At 69.8% G+C, this 15,491-nt stretch carries 13 protein-coding genes; 3 read left to right on the top strand and 10 right to left on the bottom strand.

Annotation, left to right across the window (positions count from 1 at the left end; all coding sequences use genetic code 11):
• The 5 genes from OXN85_06820 to rpmE all read right to left on the bottom strand — a co-directional run.
• Positions 1-519: CDP-alcohol phosphatidyltransferase family protein (locus OXN85_06820; GenBank protein MCY3599666.1), on the bottom strand; the 519-nt coding region annotated here is incomplete at its 3' end.
• Entirely contained in the window at positions 516-884 is a 369-nt protein-coding gene (locus OXN85_06825) for a YlbF family regulator (GenBank protein ID MCY3599667.1), read from the bottom strand. The genes OXN85_06820 and OXN85_06825, both read right to left, overlap by 4 nt.
• A 192-nt stretch (positions 885-1,076) precedes the next feature.
• A complete protein-coding gene (gene prmC, locus OXN85_06830) occupies positions 1,077-1,988 on the bottom strand; it encodes a peptide chain release factor N(5)-glutamine methyltransferase (GenBank protein MCY3599668.1) in 912 nt (303 codons plus the stop codon).
• The gene (prfA, locus tag OXN85_06835; GenBank protein ID MCY3599669.1) at positions 1,985-3,073 is read right to left on the bottom strand and encodes a peptide chain release factor 1; all 1,089 of its coding nucleotides are present in this window, start codon (positions 3,071-3,073) and stop codon (positions 1,985-1,987) included. The genes prmC and prfA overlap by 4 nt, the downstream gene beginning before the upstream one ends.
• Positions 3,074-3,151: 78 nt before the next feature.
• Positions 3,152-3,427, bottom strand: coding sequence for a 50S ribosomal protein L31 (gene rpmE, locus OXN85_06840; protein MCY3599670.1), 276 nt, complete (start codon positions 3,425-3,427; stop codon positions 3,152-3,154).
• Between the two features lie 160 nt (positions 3,428-3,587).
• Between rpmE and OXN85_06845 the strand changes: the two genes are divergently transcribed.
• A complete protein-coding gene (locus OXN85_06845; protein MCY3599671.1) occupies positions 3,588-4,085 on the top strand; it encodes a DinB family protein in 498 nt (165 codons plus the stop codon).
• Here the strand turns inward: OXN85_06845 and OXN85_06850 are convergent.
• A complete protein-coding gene (locus OXN85_06850) occupies positions 4,082-6,601 on the bottom strand; it encodes a penicillin acylase family protein (protein ID MCY3599672.1) in 2,520 nt (839 codons plus the stop codon). The two genes, OXN85_06845 and OXN85_06850, sit on opposite strands and share 4 nt — an antisense overlap.
• A 49-nt stretch (positions 6,602-6,650) precedes the next feature.
• On the bottom strand, positions 6,651-7,481 hold the full coding sequence (locus tag OXN85_06855) for a Ku protein (protein MCY3599673.1): 831 nt from the start codon (positions 7,479-7,481) through the stop codon (positions 6,651-6,653).
• A gap of 164 nt (positions 7,482-7,645) precedes the next feature.
• Between OXN85_06855 and ligD the strand changes: the two genes are divergently transcribed.
• Together ligD and OXN85_06865 are read left to right on the top strand one after the other, a co-directional pair.
• Positions 7,646-10,267 (top strand): DNA ligase D, encoded by a 2,622-nt coding sequence (gene ligD, locus OXN85_06860; protein ID MCY3599674.1) that lies wholly within the window; start codon positions 7,646-7,648, stop codon positions 10,265-10,267.
• A 2-nt stretch (positions 10,268-10,269) separates the two neighbouring features.
• On the top strand, positions 10,270-11,469 hold the full coding sequence (locus OXN85_06865) for a pyridoxal phosphate-dependent aminotransferase (protein MCY3599675.1): 1,200 nt from the start codon (positions 10,270-10,272) through the stop codon (positions 11,467-11,469).
• A gap of 46 nt (positions 11,470-11,515) precedes the next feature.
• Here OXN85_06865 and OXN85_06870 read toward each other — a convergent pair whose 3' ends face one another.
• The 3 genes from OXN85_06870 to OXN85_06880 form a co-directional block, all read right to left on the bottom strand.
• On the bottom strand, positions 11,516-12,286 hold the full coding sequence (locus OXN85_06870; protein ID MCY3599676.1) for a glutaminyl-peptide cyclotransferase: 771 nt from the start codon (positions 12,284-12,286) through the stop codon (positions 11,516-11,518).
• 19 nt (positions 12,287-12,305) lie between these two features.
• Positions 12,306-14,252 carry an NAD(P)/FAD-dependent oxidoreductase gene (locus OXN85_06875; GenBank protein ID MCY3599677.1) on the bottom strand — a complete coding sequence of 649 codons (1,947 nt, stop codon included), beginning with the start codon at positions 14,250-14,252 and terminating at the stop codon, positions 12,306-12,308.
• Between the two features lie 47 nt (positions 14,253-14,299).
• Positions 14,300-15,491 (bottom strand): S9 family peptidase (locus OXN85_06880; GenBank protein ID MCY3599678.1); only part of this gene is annotated, 1,192 nt, incomplete at its 5' end.

Consider the following 15,491-nt stretch of genomic DNA (forward strand, 5'->3'; position numbering starts at 1 on the left):
CATCGTCGTCTCGCCGAAGATGAGCGCGGCGAAGCCGATCAGGATGACCCGTTCCGGACGCTGCATGAGCCCGACGTAGCAGGCGATGCCGAGCGCCTCGGCCCGGGCGCGTGTGTAGCTGATCATCAGCGAGCCGGCGAGCGCGAGCACGATCCAGTAGATCATCCCCACGTCGCCCAGTTCGAGACGATAGTCGTTGTACAGGGAGAGGAGCCCCAGGTACACGACGATCTCGGACAGCCGGTCGAGCGTCGAGTCGTAGAAGGCCCCGAACGACGAAGCCAGGCCCGTGCGGCGCGCGACCGTGCCGTCGAACAGGTCGAACACGCCGCCCAGGAGGACGAGGAAGCCGGCCGTGCTCACATGATGCTGATGAAAGAAATAGCCGGAACTGCAGGTGATGACGAAGCCGAGCGTGCTGATGACGTTGGGGTGAACGCGGCGTTTCGTGAGCCACGCCATGGCCGGCTCGAAGATCGCGCGCAGCGCGCGTTCCCCCAGGTCGCGAGCCGCCTTCATGTCGGGAGGATGATCCTGCTTTCCTCGCCCTTCCGGACTCCCTCCCCGATCGCTCGATCCACCCGCTCCATGAGCTTCTCGAAGTTCGCCTGAGAGGAGATGAGGGCCTGGTAGCGGGCGTTGGTCTGGACCTTCTCCTGCAGTTCGGCGAATTCGCGCTCCTGCTCCTCACTCGGCTGCTCGCCGCGGCCGACCACTTCCATGAGCGTGCTCTGCAGGTCGCGCATCCGGTTGAGCAGTGCCGTCGCGTCGCGGTCCTCGTCGATCTCGCGGCGGGCCGCGCGCAGGTAGGCATATTCAGGCAATTGGGAGATGATGCGCCCTACCTCCTGCGCCCTCTCCAGCATGCGGTCTCGCTCGTCCATATCCCCGGCTCGAAACGGAATCAGGAAGCCCGGCGGGCCGACACGTCACGCCGGCAGCGGGCGGAGGCTCGAATCTCCCCTGCCCTCTCCGCTCGCCATCCGCGCGGGCCCGGCCGAAGATTCGACGCCCGAGTATAACCCGGCTTCGACCCCCACGCGACTTGAACGCAGCGGGGCTTTTTCCACGGCCTGCTACCTGGAAGCCCGCTTCCAGGCCGATGCGAATCGCGGCCAGCCGGCAAGATCGACGCGCACCCGGCAGTCCGCGAGGATCGGCTCGGCCTCAAGCAGCGTCATCACCGCGGGGCCCTGCGACCTCCCGATCTCGAGGAAGAGCGCCCCGCCTTCCCGGAGATGGGCCACGGCGCCGGACACGACGGTTCGAATCACGTCCAGTCCATCCTCCCCGCCGTCCAGTGCGACGCGGGGCTCGTGGTCGCGGACGACGGGGTCGAGGCAGGTCCATTCAGGGGTCGTGACGTAAGGGGGGTTGGAGATGATGAGATCGAAGGCTTCGCCGGTCTCGAGCGCGGACCAGATGTCGGGCGGACACAGGCGCAGTTCGAGCCCACCGGCGGCCGCTCGGCGGGCGTTCTCGCGGGCCTGATCGAGCGCGTCCTCCGACACGTCGAGCCCGACGACGCGACGGGCAATCCCCTCGTCGAGGAGCGCGACCGCGATGGCGCCCGACCCGACGCCGATGTCGAGCGCGTCGACGGGCCCGGCCCGGTCACGGCACCAGGCGGCGACGAGGTCGACCAGTTGCTCGGTCTCCGGTCGCGGGATGAGGGCGCGGCCATCCGATACGAGGCGGACGCGCCGGAAATCGACCGTGCCCTCGATGTGCTGGAGCGGCTGCCCCTCGAGACGGCGGGAGACCGCACGCGCCACAGCGGCCGCGGCGCCGGGATCGACCCGCTCCCCGCCGGAGAGGCCGAGCTCGCCCAGGGGCACCGCGAGCGCCGCCGCCACGAGCCGCTCGGCCTCGACCCGCGGGGCCTCGATCCCGGCCAGCTCCAGTTCCCGCCGCACGCCCTGCACGATCTCGCGGCGCGTCGGGCCCGCGGGGCGGCGTCCCTCTCCGCCCGGCGGCGGATCGATCATCCGGCGCCCGCCGCCATCCGCTCTTCCGTCCCGGCGAGCCGCAGCGCCTCGATGACCTCGTCCAGGTCGCCGGCGAGGATCGCCTCCAACCGGTGGCTCGTGAAGTGGATACGGTGGTCCGTCACGCGGTTCTGCGGGAAGTTGTACGTTCGGATCTTCATCGAGCGGTCGCCCGTCCCCACCTGAGTCCGCCGCTCGCGCGCCCGCTCGGCCTCCTGCTCGGCGACGAGCCGGTCGAGCAGCCGGCTCCGCAGCACCTTGAGCGCCCGCGCCTTGTTCTTGTGCTGCGACTTCTCGTCCTGGCATGACACGACGAGCCCGGTCGGCCCGTGCGTGATCCGCACGGCGGAGTCGGTCGTGTTCACGGACTGTCCGCCGGGCCCGGAGGAGCGGAAGACATCGATCTTGAGGTCGGCGGGATCGATCTCGACGTCGACTTCCTCGGCCTCCGGGAGCACGGCCACCGTCGCCGCGGAAGTATGTAGCCGACCCTGGCTCTCGGTTTCGGGCACGCGCTGGACGCGGTGGACGCCGGACTCGTAGCGAAGACGGCCGTAGGCATCGGATCCGCGCACGACGAAGACGATCTCCTTGACCCCCCCGAGCGCGCCCTCGCTCGTACTGATGAGTTCCACGGCCCAGCCGGAATCCTGGGCGAAGCGCGCGTACATCCGGTACAGGTCCGCCGCGAAGAGCGCGGCTTCGTCGCCGCCCGTCCCGGCGCGGATCTCCACCACGGCGGGCCGGTCATCCAGCGGGTCCTTCGGCACCAGGAGCCGGCGGAGTTCTTCCCGCGCCCCTTCCCGTTCGGCCTCGAGTTCGGCGACCTCGGCCGCGGCCATTTCGGCCAGCTCGCCATCGGACTCCGCCGCGACCTCGCGCGCCTGACGCAGGTCGTCGAGGAGCTTGAAGTGGCGCTCCGCGGCGCGCGCCAGCGGCTCCAGCGCCGAGTGTTCGCGCGCCGCGTCCCGCAGGAGGGCCATGTCCGACAGCACCTCCGGCTCCGCCATCCGGCGCGCCAGCGCCTCGTACCGCTCGGCGGCTTCGCGCAGGCGACCCTCGAGCGTGTCCCGATCCGACATCATTCGTTCCCCATATGAAAACGGGGTCCCCGAGGAACCCCGTCTCTTGCGGTGCAGTGTCGAGTGCCGGACGCCTCCGGCTCAGGCATCCGCCACCACTGCCTCCTCCTCGGCCGCCTCTTCCGGCTCCGTCTTTTCATCCTTGCCGCCGCGGGCGTTCCGATCACCGTACTTGGCGATGAACCGCTCCACGCGGCCCGCCGTGTCGACGAGCTTCTGCCGCCCCGTGAAGAAGGGGTGGCAGTGCGAACAGATCTCCACGTGAATCTCGCCCACCGTCGAGGCGGTCTCCGTCTCCCGGCCGCACGCACAGGTGATCTTCGCGGGTGCGTACTCCGGATGTATGCCTGCCTTCATGTCTTCCCCACACGCTGGTTGCCTGCCTCCCGGCGGAGGCGTCCGCGGAACAGCCGTATAATCTAGCCGGAGCGGCGCAGCCACTGCAAATGTCCCCGCACATCGCCGCCGTGCCCGCGGAATCGTGCGCCGGGCGCCGGGCCGAGGTAGACTCTCCGTCATGACCTACGACGCGTTGATCGTCCTTCTCGACTTCCACTACTGGGCCCGCGACGGTACGCTGGACGCCGTCGAGCGCATCACGCCCGGAGAGTTCCGCCGAGACCTGGGGAGCAGCTTCCGCTCCATCCGCGACACCCTCGCCCACGTCGTATCGGCCGAATGGGTCTGGTGTTCACGTTGGCGGGGACACTTTCCGACGCAGCATCTGCCCGCCGACGACTTCGAGACGGCGGCCGACATTCGCGCACGCTGGATGGAGGAAGAGACGCGCGTCCGCCACTTCGTCACGGAACTCGGCCCCGAGGACATCCACCGCGTGGTGGATTACCGGTTCTTCGATGGCGAACCGATGCGCGCCGTTTTCTGGCACATGCTGCAGCATGTCGTCAACCACGCCACCTACCACCGCGGGCAGGTGACAACGATGCTCCGCCAGCTCGGCGCCGACCCGCCCCGGAACCAGGGTCTCATCGGCTTCTATCTCGAGCAGACCTAGTTCGGCGTCAACATTATGCGGTCGGCGACGGCGGCCTCCACCCGCTCGCGGGAATAGTAGAGCGGGAAGAAGCGGTCCTTCGCCCAGCCCTCGAACAGGTTGCGGTACATGGGATCGTCCGGGTCTCCGCCCTGCCCCGGCGTGTTCGTGAACACGGCCGTGTCCCAGTCCCCCGCCTCCGCGATGATCCGGAAGGACGGGCCCGAGGTCTGGTTGTCGCCGCCTCCCGTCTGGTTCACGGTGAAACCGTTGCCTCCGCGCGGGAGCGGTCCCACCTCGAGGCGGGCCCGCATCTCGGCGTTCACGATCCCGGACAGCGGGTGCCGGAAGCGGGCGTGCTTGAAGCGCACGTCGCCGTACCGCCAGGGGTCGCCGCCGAAGCGATCCTCCAACCCCTCCAGGGCGTCGGCCAGCGTGCGGGCGAGGAAGGCGTCGCGGCCGGCCACGGGATCTCCGTCTCCGAGCGGCGCGAACCACGCGGGCGGCGAGCCGAGCCAGTCGATGATCTTCTTCATCGAGAGGCGCCCGAGTGAAGCGCGGACTTCGGCGGGGACGACGAGCGGCACCATCTGTCTCTGGAGTTCGCGTTCCCACGACACGTAGATCGCGGCTTCGCGGGACTCCGGGGCCAGCGCGAAATCCCAGTCGAGCAACTCGCCCCGGGCCGCCTCCGCCCCCGCGGGCAGGTCCACACCGCGCAGCATCGGCACCAGGGAGCGCGCGGGGAGCGACACGTAGTCCGTCGCCAACTGCATCATCTCCGCCATCGTGAAGCGCCTTCCCGTGGCGAGGACTTCGTCGATGCGCGCGCTCCGGAAGGGGTCGCTCCAGCTCCAGCCCACCGCGTCGCGGTGCTCGTAGCCGGGCGGGACGAGGTTCTGGTTCGCCGTCGACCAGAACCCTTTGTCGGGGTTGAACACGTGCGGCTTGTGCACGATCTCGAGATAGCCGTCCCATTCGTAGCGGCCGTCCCCCGGCACGGGGACGAGACCCGACCAGTTGCGGCGGATCGGCGCAATCCCGACGGACTGCCAGCCGATGTTCCCGTCCACGTCGGCCCACACCATGTTCTCGCCGGGGATGTTCGAGTAGTTGCAGGCGTCCCGGAATTCCTCCCACGTCTTCGCCTGGTTCATGCGCAGGCTGGCGAGGTAGGGGGCGCCGCCGATCTCCATCCACCCGGCGCGCACCGCGTAGGCGAGGCCGTTGTCGCGGTCTTCGTACACGACGGGCCCGTGCCGCGTGTACCGGTGGCGTACGCGCTCCGGCCCGCGCCCCTCGACCGGGATTTCGTCGTCGATGACGCGCATCGCCTCCCAGTCGCCGCGGTACCAGTAGCGGTCCGGGTCCTCCGGGTGCGTTCGGTAGACGTAGAGGTCCTCCGCGTCGGTCTGGAAGACGGTGAGCCCCCACGCCCCGTACCCGTTGTGCCCGATCGAGATGCCCGGGAGGACGGGCTCGCCCCCGCCGATCACGTTCCACCCCGGTCCGACGAGGTGCACCAGGTAACGCAACGAGGGGGCCGCCTGCACCCGGTGCGGGTCGTTCGCCATGATCGCGTGGCCGCTCAGCGTGCGGCTCCCCGCCACGACCCAGTTGTTGCTGCCGGTCCCCATCCGCTCCGCCTCGAGGCGCTCCGCTTCGTACGCTTCGGCCTCGGCTTCCTCCCGCAGCGTCCGCAGGGCGAAGGCCTCCGCGTCGGACGCGGTGGCGCGGAAGCGAGGATCGATGTCCTCCGGCTGGAACCGCACGGGTCCGCGGAAGGCCCGGTAGACGTCGAGGATCTCGCGCCGCAGGAGCGAGCCGTCGACCGCGGGGTCGAGGTCGATGTCCGGTTCACCGGGATGGAAGTAGGAGACCTCCTTCACCTTCTCCGCCCCCACCGCCGCGACGGCGATCCCGAGATCGAGTTCCTGCCCGATGTTCATGAGGAGGCCCTGGTGGCGGGAGATGACGACGTCGGGCGTCCACGGCTGCGGGCGGATGCCCAGCATCTCGAACTCGACCGGGAGCAGGTCCGGGTCGCGCTCCGTCTCGGCGATGTACGCGTTGATCCCGTCCGTGAAGGCCCGGATGATCTCGGCGCCGCGCGGATGGTAATGGTTCAGTTCGGCTTCGAGGTCGCCGCGGAAGCGGAACAGCCGCGATCCACGGTCGCGTTCCAGTTCACGCGGACCGAGGATTTCGGAGACCGTGCCCGTGGCCTGGCGCCGCCAAAGTTCGAACTGGAAGAGGCGGTCGCGCGCGGCGCTGTACCCCTGGGCGAAGAAGAGGTCGTGCTCCGTCTCGGCGTAGATGTGGCTGACGCCCCACAGGTCCTTGAGGATCTCGACGCCGGCCTTGAGCCCGGGAACCCGCAGCGTCTCCGTGTCGGCCCCATCGAAGGCCGCGACCCGGTCCGGGACTCCCGCCTGGAGATCGTCAACGGTCGGGGCGGAGGGCAGCGGGTTGCCGGAACCCTGCCACACCGGCAGCAGAAGGATGGACGCGAACAGCGCGACGGATCGAACCCGCATCGGATTCTCCTTGGTCGTCTTTTCTGGGTATGCCTTCCCGCGCAGCCGGCTAGGACCCGGCAGCCTTCTTCTGCTCCGACTCGCCCTCCGCGCCGCTCTCCGCCTCGCCCTCACCGCCGACGCTCGCCCGGAGCGCGGCCATGAGGTCGATGACCTGGGCCGTCGTCTCCTCCTCGGCGGGCGCCGTGATCTCGGTTCCGTCCGCGACCTTCCGCTCGACGGCTTCGAGCATGCGCTGCCCGACCTCGTCCTCGTACTTCGACGGATCGAAGCTCTCCGAGGCGATCTGTTCGATCAGTTGTACGGCGAGACCGAGTTCCGCCTCGGCGACCTCGCCCTCGCCCGACGGCACGTTGGCGATGTCCCGCACCTCGTGCGCGTAGTGCAGTTGTTCCAGCACGAGGTGGTCCCCGACCGGGCGCACGAGGACGAGATACTGCTTTCCGCGCGCCGCGTACTTCGCGAGCGCTGCCCAGCCCGTCTTCTTCATCGCGGCACCGAGGAGGCCGTAGGCCTTGTCGCCTCCCCGCGCGGGTCCGAGGTAGTACGTCTTCCCGATATACGCCCGCTCGACCTGGTCCACCGGCACGAATTCGACGATTTCGATCGCCTGCGTCGCCTCCGCCTCCAACGCCTTCAGTTCCTCCGGCTTGAAGGTCACGTACTGGTCCTTCGCGAACTGGTAGCCCTTGATGAGGTCGCGGCGCTCGACCGGCTCTCCGGTCTTGGCATCCACGTACTGCTGCTTTACGCGGGTGCCTTCGGGCGAGAGGAAGTTGAAGCGGACTTTGTGCGAGTTCTCGGCGGACGAGTAGAGCTGGCACGGGATCGAAACGAGCCCGAACGAGATCGTCGCCGTCGCGATGGGTCGAGGTGACATCCTGCGCCTCCGTGTGCGCGCCGAACCTCCGACGCGAGCCAGACCACCGGTTTGATGCCGAACCGGGGGGCCGAATAATAGGTTGCGGCCCGGATTGTCGCACAGAGCGCGGGCAATCCGAAGCCGCCGGACCGGAATCAGCATCGGAAGGGGGTGCCGCGAGCATGCCCCGCGAAAGACTCGAGAAATACCGTGAGAAGCGAGCGTCCGAGCGCACGCCGGAGCCGTTCGGGGGGGCGCCCGCGACGGGCGTGGGCGTGTTCGTCGTGCAGCTTCACGCGGCGACCCGGCTGCACTACGACCTGCGCCTGGAGATCGGGGGCGTCCTCGTCTCGTGGGCGGTGCCGAAGGGAATCTCGGCGGATCCCGCCGACAAGAAGCTCGCCGTCCACGTCGAGGACCATCCCGTCGAGTACATCGAGTTCGAGGGCGTGATTCCAGCCGGCGAGTACGGCGGCGGCGAGATGATCGTGTGGGACATCGGCCGCTGCATCATGCTTGAGGATCCGGAGGAGGGGCTGGAGAAGGGCAAGCTCCTGTTCGAACTGCGCGGCCACAAACTCAAGGGCGTGTGGACGCTCGTCCGGCTCGAGAAGGGGGAGACGGGGAAGGAATGGCTCCTCATCCGCGAGCGGCGCGGGGGCCACCCGATCCTGGAGGACGGGTCGCTTCCCGAGAGTTCCATCCTGTCCGGACTCACCGTCGAGCAGATGGCGCGGCGGGAGGCGGGGTGGTATCCGGGGGATGACGTGGCCGCGGCCCTCGGGGCGGCGGGCGCGCCCGAGCGGCCGGTCGAGCCTTCGGAGGTGGAGTTCATGCTCGCCCAGCCGCGCGAAGACGCGTTCGACGACCCCGCGTGGCACTTCGAACTCAAGCTGGACGGCTACCGCATGCTGGCCTCCGCCGTCGCGGGCGAGACGAGCCTGCTGACCCGGAACGGACACGACGCGCTCCCGACCTTTCCGGACCTCGCGCGCGCCCTGCGCAAACTCCCCTTCCGGCGGGTCGTGCTGGACGGCGAGGTCGTCGTCCACGACGCGGCGGGGTATCCGAGCTTCAGGCGCCTCCAGAAGCGCGCCCGGCTCTCGCGTCCCCACGATATCCGGCGCGCCTCGTTCGAGGCGCCGGCGAGCTTCTACGCTTTCGACCTGCTCGCGTTCGACGACCGGGATCTGCGCGATCTCCCGCTCTCCGAGCGGCGCCGCCACCTGCGCGACGTCGTACCCGAGGCGGGCCCCATCCGCTTCAGCGAACACTTCGAGGGGTGCGGCGAAGCCCTCTTCGGGCAGGTGCAGGAGATGGGTCTGGAGGGGATCATGGCCAAGCGCGCGGCCTCCCGGTACATCGGCGGCCGTTCCCCCGACTGGCGGAAGATCCACGCGGCCCGCCGGGCCCGCTTCGTCATCGTCGGTTTCACGAGTCCGGCCGGCTCGCGGACGGGCTTCGGGGCCCTCCACCTCGGCGCCTACGGTCCCGCCGACTCCGCCTCGGACGCCGCCGCGGGCGACGGCGACCTCGCCCTTCACTACGTCGGCCGCGTCGGGACGGGCTTCGACGAGAAGACGCTGACCGACCTCCGGACCCGCCTCGGCGAGTTGAAGTCCGATGGACCCGCGTTCGTGACCCCGGCCCCCGCGGGCGACGACCACACCTGGGTCGAGCCCCGCCTCGTCGCCGAAGTCCGCTACAAGGAAGTCACCGAGGGCGGCCTCCTCCGGCACGCCGTCTTCCTGCGCCGCGCCCCGGCGCCGGGGGAACCGACCGGTGCCGAGGACGAGGGGCACGTCCTCCCGACGGACTGCCGGCTTCCGCGCGACCCGCGCGCGGCGCTGACCGACCCCGTGCGAGTGGACACGTCCCCCCCGCCGGTCGAGGAACTGCCGCTCTCGAATCTCGACAAGGTCTTCTGGCCGGAGGAGGGATACACGAAGGGCGACCTGATCGCCTACTACCGGGACATCGCGCCGTGGCTGCTGAAGTTCCTGAATGACCGGCCGCTCGTGCTGACGCGGTATCCGGACGGGATCGACGGCAAGTCCTTCTTCCAGAAGAACGCGCCGGGGTTCCAGCCCGAATGGGTGCGCACGGAGGCGATCTGGAGCGAGGGCTCCGAGCGTGACATCCACTACTTCATCGCCGACGACCCGGCCACGCTGGTGTTCGTCGCGAACCTCGGCGCCATTCCGCTGCATGTGTGGGCGAGCCGCATTGGGAGCCTGGACCGCCCCGACTGGTGCCTCCTCGACCTCGATCCGAAGCACAAGCGCGACGGCGAAGAGGTCTACGCCCCCTTCGAGGACGTCGTGGAGGTCGCGCGGACGATCGGTGACATGTGCGGGGAGATCGGGCTGCCCAGCTATCCGAAGACGAGCGGATCGTCGGGGATCCACGTGATGATCCCGCTCGGCGGGCAGCTCGACTACGAGCAGTCGCGGACGCTCGCGCTCCTGCTCGCGAAAGCGGTGGCGGCGGAGATTCCCGGCCGGGCCACGGTCGTGCGGAACCCGGCGGGGCGAGACGGCAAGATCTACATCGATTACGTCCAGAACGGCCGGGGACGGCTCGTGGTGGCGCCCTATGCCGTCCGTCCGCGCGCCGGGGCGACCGTGTCGGCGCCGCTGGCCTGGGCCGAGGTGGGCGAGGGGCTTTCCATGGAGGACTTCACGATGCAGACGATGCCGGAGAGAGTTCGGAAACTGGACGCCGATCCGCTGCTGGGCGTGCTGTCCGATGAGCCCGACCTCATGGCGGCGCTCGATGCCCTGCAGCGGAGGATGGGCGGGTGAGCCTGGAGGATGGGCGGGCGAGCGGCGCGGAGGGCGGCGCGCGCACACCGCCAGGGCGGCTGGCCGGCATTCCGGGGTTCGACATCGACGGGGTGGCGCGGGCGGCGGAGAGCGATCCCGGCATCCTCCGGCTCGAGAACCTCGACACCGACCTGCGCCCGCCCGTGGCGGCCGTGGCCGCCACCCGCGCCGCGCTCGAATCGCCGGCCGCCAACAGCTACCTGCCCTTCACGGGCCGGGCCGACCTGCGCGCGGCGGCCGCCCGGCACGTCGGCCGGCTGTCCGGGCGGGACTACGATCCCGACCGGGAGTGCGTGATCACCGCGGGCGGCACGGAGGGCCTGCTCAACGCCCTGCTCGCCACCGTGGACCCGGGCGACGAAGTGATCGTCACCGACCCCACGTACGCCGGCATGCTCCAGCGCGTGCGGCTGGCGGGTGCGCGCCCCCGGCTCGCGCCCTGGCGGTACGAGGCGGCCGGGAGCTGGCGCCTCGACCTCGACGCCCTCGCCGGGTGCGTCGGCGACCGGACGCGGGCGCTCTTCATCATGAACCCGTCGATGCCGTCCGGCGGCGTGCTCGACGCCGGCGACTGGGCCGTCGTCGCGGAACTCTGCCGGCGCCACGACGTGTGGCTGCTCTACAACGCGGCCATGGAACGCATCCTCTACGACGGCCGCCCCTACCTGCACCCCGCCAGCCTCCCGGGCATGCGGGAACGCACGCTCACGGTCGGCTCGGTCTCCAAGGAGCACCGCATGATCGGCTGGCGCACGGGCTGGATCGTCGGGCCGGCCGCCGCCATGGCCGCCGTCGCAAAGGTCGGGATATACAACGTCGTGACCGGCGTCGGGATCGGGCAGCCCGGCGCGCTGGCGGCGCTGACCGCCGCGGACGAAGCCGAGGACGTGGCCGCGAGCGTCCGGCGCTGGGAGCGGCGCCGTAACGCGGTGCTCGAAGCGCTTCGCGACTACCCGATCCGGCCCGCCGCGGGCGGCTGGTCGCTCCTCGTCGACACCCGGCCCCTCGGCCTCACCGCCCGCGAGCTTTCCGGACGGCTCCTCGCCCGCGCGCGCGTCGCCGCCACTCCGATGGACGCCTGGGGCGGCCCCGACGCCGAGTACCAACTCCGCCTCGTATTCAGCAACGAACCCGCCGCCCGCCTCCAGAGCCTCGGCGACCGCTTCGCCGGCGCCCTGTAGCGATACATCGCAGGTAAGGCGAGGCCGTCCGGTGCCCCCCTCCCTGCTAGTCTTCGAGTCGGAGAGCGAGGAGGTTGGGCCAGAGTTTGCCGGTGACGAGGAAGACGCCGGTCTCGGGGACGTACGCGATCCCGTTCAGCACTGCTTCCGGGTCTCCGGGCTTGCGGGCGCTGAGGGGGACGCTCGACAGGTCGATTTCGCCGAGGACTTCGCCGGTGGCCTTGTCGATGCGGACGATGACGTCGGTCTGGTATACGTTGGCGTAGATCCAGTCGTCCACGCACTCCAGTTCGTTCAGCCGACCCTGACGTGACCCTGCGCGCGTGACCTCGACCGTCGCGAGAACCGTGAAGTCCTGCGGGTTACGACGTTCCAGCGCGCTCGAACCGTCGGACATCCAGAGCGACTCGCCGTCGTAGCAGAGGCCCCAGCCCTCGCCCTCGTAGGCGAACTCCCGGAGCACCTCGAGGGTCTCGATATCGTAGACGAAGGCCCGACCGGACTTCCACGTGAGCTGCACGAGTTCGGAGTCGACGCGTGCCAGGCCCTCGCCGAAGAGCGCCGAGTCTACCGCGACGCTCGCCAGGACTTCGCCCGTCGGCACGTCGACGCGTCGGACAGTCGATTCGCCGTAGCGGCCGGTGCTCTCGAGGAGTGCTCCGTCGTGGAAGAGGAGCCCCTGCGTGTACGCGGCGGGGTCGTGGGGGAACGTCCCCAGGATCTCGTACTCGATGGGCGGAACCCCAGGGGATGCGCAGCCCGCCAGCGCGCAGAGCGCGAGCGCCCCCAGGCCGCGGAAGCGCGCCCGCGGCTTCACCCGTCGCATCGCCGCGGCATCAGATGAGATCGAGGACGGTCTCGACGGCGCGACGTCCCTCGGCGGACGCGCCGGTCCAGTTCTGGTGCCCCCGCAACTCCGAGTGGCCGATCGCGACGCGTCCGAAGGGCTCGCGAATCACATCCGGCGGGGCCGGGGCCCCGTCGCGTCCGAAAAAGAAGCCGGGTCCGGGCGCCACGTAGGCGTGCCCCCACCGATTGAGCACGAGGCCGGCGATATCCCCCGCCGGATCGAAGCCGCCCTCCGCGAAGAGCTCGACCATCTGGGCCCGCAGCCGTCTCTCGTACTCCGTGAACGAGGTGCTCAGCATCTCGGTGCGGCCGGCCATCCCCTGGTCCGTCGGCGACGCGCCGGGCGCCTCGAAGGTCATGTAGAAGGTCAGCATCGTCGGGTGATCGGGCGCGTGAACCGGCCGGTAGTCGCCCGCGTACATGGGCCGCCGGATGTTGCACGAGAAGCCGAGATCGCCCTCGTAGAAGCAGCCGGCGATGCCGAGGCGGTCGAGGAAGCGCCAGTTCCGGAGCGCCACGTTCGCGACGAGGATCGGTCCGTGGCGGAAGTGTTCGTAGGCCGCGCGGTGCCCGTCCGGCAGATCGGCCGCAATGTAACGGTTCATCCACCCGCCGCTCGCGAGCACGACCCCATCGGCCTCGACGGTGTAGGCGCGGTCCCCGTGCACGTACGTGACGCGCACGCGGCCGTCGCCGGTCCCGGTGTGCCGCACGTCGATCGCGGTGCAGCCCAGGCGCAGCCGCACGGGCTGATCCGGCCGGTCGAGCGCGCCGAAGTCGATCGCCCCGTTCAGCACGTCCCCCAGCGAGCGCTCGCCCGCGATCCCGTCCGGCACGACGTCCTTCACGAAATAGCGGGCGATCCCCGCGTTCCCGCCGGGGAAGGAGTGGAAGGTCATGCCGTCGTAGCGCGACGGGAGCCCGAAGCCGGGCAGGTCGAAGTGCATCCCCCACCAGGCGGAGATGGCGTCGCAGCCAAGTCCGATGATGCTGGCGAGGATCGGATCCACGTACGCCGTCACCTCCGGCGGCAGGCCGAGCACGTCCTCGTAGTAGGCCTTGAGCGTCATGCCGTCGAGCCACGGCCCGGGGTTGTCCGGTCCCCCGGGCCCTCCCGGAGGCACGTGGTCCGTGACCCGTGCGGTCCGCCAGCGCTCGAAGCCCTCCCGAACCTCCGGCGTCCAGGGCGCGCGCGAGGGATCCCCCCACAGGTCATTGACCCAGCCGCCCGAACCGCCCGACCAGCCGGGACGCCCGCCTCGCCGCGTCCCCCCGAAGTAGTGCCCGATGGAGAACTGGTCCTGCACCCAGTGCATGAAGCCGTAGTTCTCGAGCGGAGCCTTCACCTGGCCCGCGTCCGGCGCGTACTCGAACTCGCGCGGGATGCCCAGCGTCGTGAAGTAGTCGTCCGGCTCCCCGGTGGGCGGGCGTATGCCGAAGTCGTTCGAACCCTGCGGCCCGGCGAGGCGCACGCCGTCGACCATGATGTCGTTGCGTTTCGCCTCCCCGCCGAACACGGGGTGATTGTCGAGGACGAGACAGCGGCCCGAGGGCCGGTGCCGCTTGAAGTGGTGCGCGGCGGAGAGACCCGCGAGCCCGCCCCCGACGATCACGACGTCGAAGCGCTCTCCGGTGTCCGTGGTCTCTCCGCTCGGAGCCCGCCCGTCGCGAACCCAGTGCGCCGAGCGGACGACCTCGGGCGTGTTGCCGTGCGAGGACGCGTAGTCTCCCACGCCGCCCGGCCCGTACCAGTCGGGCCCCAGCGCGTCGGACCACGGTTCGGACGCCATGCCCGGGACGACACCGGCGCTCGCGTCTCCGGAATCGCCCGGCGCACACCCGAGGAGCGCGGAGCCCGCGATCCCCGCTCCGGCCAGTTGGACGAAGTCGCGCCGCGTGATCTCCCGGTCGAGACCCAGCTCACGGTCCGTCATCCCGGTGCGCGGCCCGCGGCTACCACCCCCATCCCCGCGGCTGCGGCTCACTGCGTCGTCGTCCCGCCCGGCCGGTAGCGCTCGAACCAGGCGAGGATGTGCTGCACCTTGCTGATGAGGCCGCTCGGACGCGCACCGATGCTGTGGTTCGCCTCGGGAATCCGCACGAGCACCGACGGCACCTTCTGGATCCTCAGCGCCTGGTAGAACTGCTCCGACTCCGACATCGGCGTCCGCCAGTCGACCTCGCCCGTGATGAGCATCGTCGGCGTCGTCACGTTCGCGATGTGGTGGACCGGCGAGCGCTCCATGTAGTGTTCGAGGTTGTCCCACGGCGCGCCCGGGAACCAGTAGTTGAGGCCGCCGCTGCCGCCCATGTCCGCGGTCAGGACCCACGAATACCAGTTGATGACGGGCTTCTGCGACGCGGCCGCGGCGAAGCGGTCCGTGTGCGTCACGATCCACGCCGTCAGCACGCCGCCGCCCGAACCGCCGGTGACGAAGAGTTGGTCCTCGTCGATGTATCCGCGCGAGATTACCTCATCGACCCCGGACATCAGATCGTCGAAGTCGTGGCTCGGATAGGCGTGGTGGATCTCGTTCCCGAAGTCCTCGCCGTAGCTCGTGCTCCCGCGCGGGTTCGTGTAGAGGACGACGTAGCCCGCCGTCGCAAAGAGCTGGACCTCGGCGCTGAAGCGGTCGCCGTAGTTCGCAAATGGACCACCGTGGATCTCGAGCAGGAGCGGATACTTGCGGCTCGGGTCGAAGTCCGGCGGCTTCACGATCCAGCCCTGGATGTCGAGTCCGTCGTGCGAGGACTTGTACCAGACCTCCTCCGTCTCCCCGATCGCCTTCTGCGCGAAGAGGTCTTCGTTCAGATGCGTGAGGCGCTGCCAGTCGCCGCCGCGATTCGTCACGGCGAGGTCCGAGGGGTGGTCGGGCGTCCCGTAGGTGAAGGCGAAGCGGTCGTTCCCGGAGGTCGAGAAGGTGCCGCCCCCATAGGGACGGCCGATCGACAGACCCTGAACGCTGGAGACGATATCCGTCACGTTCCCGTCGAGATCGACGTGGGCCAGTCGTGTATTCCCCTCGGTGTCGTACTGGAAGAAGAGCCCCTCCCCGTCGCTCGCCCAGTGGAGGTTTCCGATCGAGCGGTCGAGGTCATCGGCGAGGAGGCGCGATCCGGATCCATCCCGGCTCATCACGTAGAGCTTCGACACCTGGTGTCCGAGGAAACGG

The sequence above is a fragment of the Candidatus Palauibacter australiensis genome, from assembly GCA_026705295.1.
GTDB classification, from domain to species: domain Bacteria; phylum Gemmatimonadota; class Gemmatimonadetes; order Palauibacterales; family Palauibacteraceae; genus Palauibacter; species Palauibacter australiensis.

Coding starts and splice junctions, on each gene's coding strand:
- OXN85_06845 (MCY3599671.1), top strand. CDS start 3,588: ATGACCTACGACGCGTTGATCGTCCTTCTCGACTTCCACTACTGGGCC.
- OXN85_06825 (MCY3599667.1), bottom strand. CDS start 884: ATGGACGAGCGAGACCGCATGCTGGAGAGGGCGCAGGAGGTAGGGCGC.
- prmC (MCY3599668.1), bottom strand. CDS start 1,988: ATGATCGATCCGCCGCCGGGCGGAGAGGGACGCCGCCCCGCGGGCCCG.
- rpmE (MCY3599670.1), bottom strand. CDS start 3,427: ATGAAGGCAGGCATACATCCGGAGTACGCACCCGCGAAGATCACCTGT.
- ligD (MCY3599674.1), top strand. CDS start 7,646: ATGCCCCGCGAAAGACTCGAGAAATACCGTGAGAAGCGAGCGTCCGAG.
- OXN85_06855 (MCY3599673.1), bottom strand. CDS start 7,481: ATGTCACCTCGACCCATCGCGACGGCGACGATCTCGTTCGGGCTCGTT.
- prfA (MCY3599669.1), bottom strand. CDS start 3,073: ATGATGTCGGATCGGGACACGCTCGAGGGTCGCCTGCGCGAAGCCGCC.
- OXN85_06850 (MCY3599672.1), bottom strand. CDS start 6,601: ATGCGGGTTCGATCCGTCGCGCTGTTCGCGTCCATCCTTCTGCTGCCG.
- OXN85_06875 (MCY3599677.1), bottom strand. CDS start 14,252: ATGACGGACCGTGAGCTGGGTCTCGACCGGGAGATCACGCGGCGCGAC.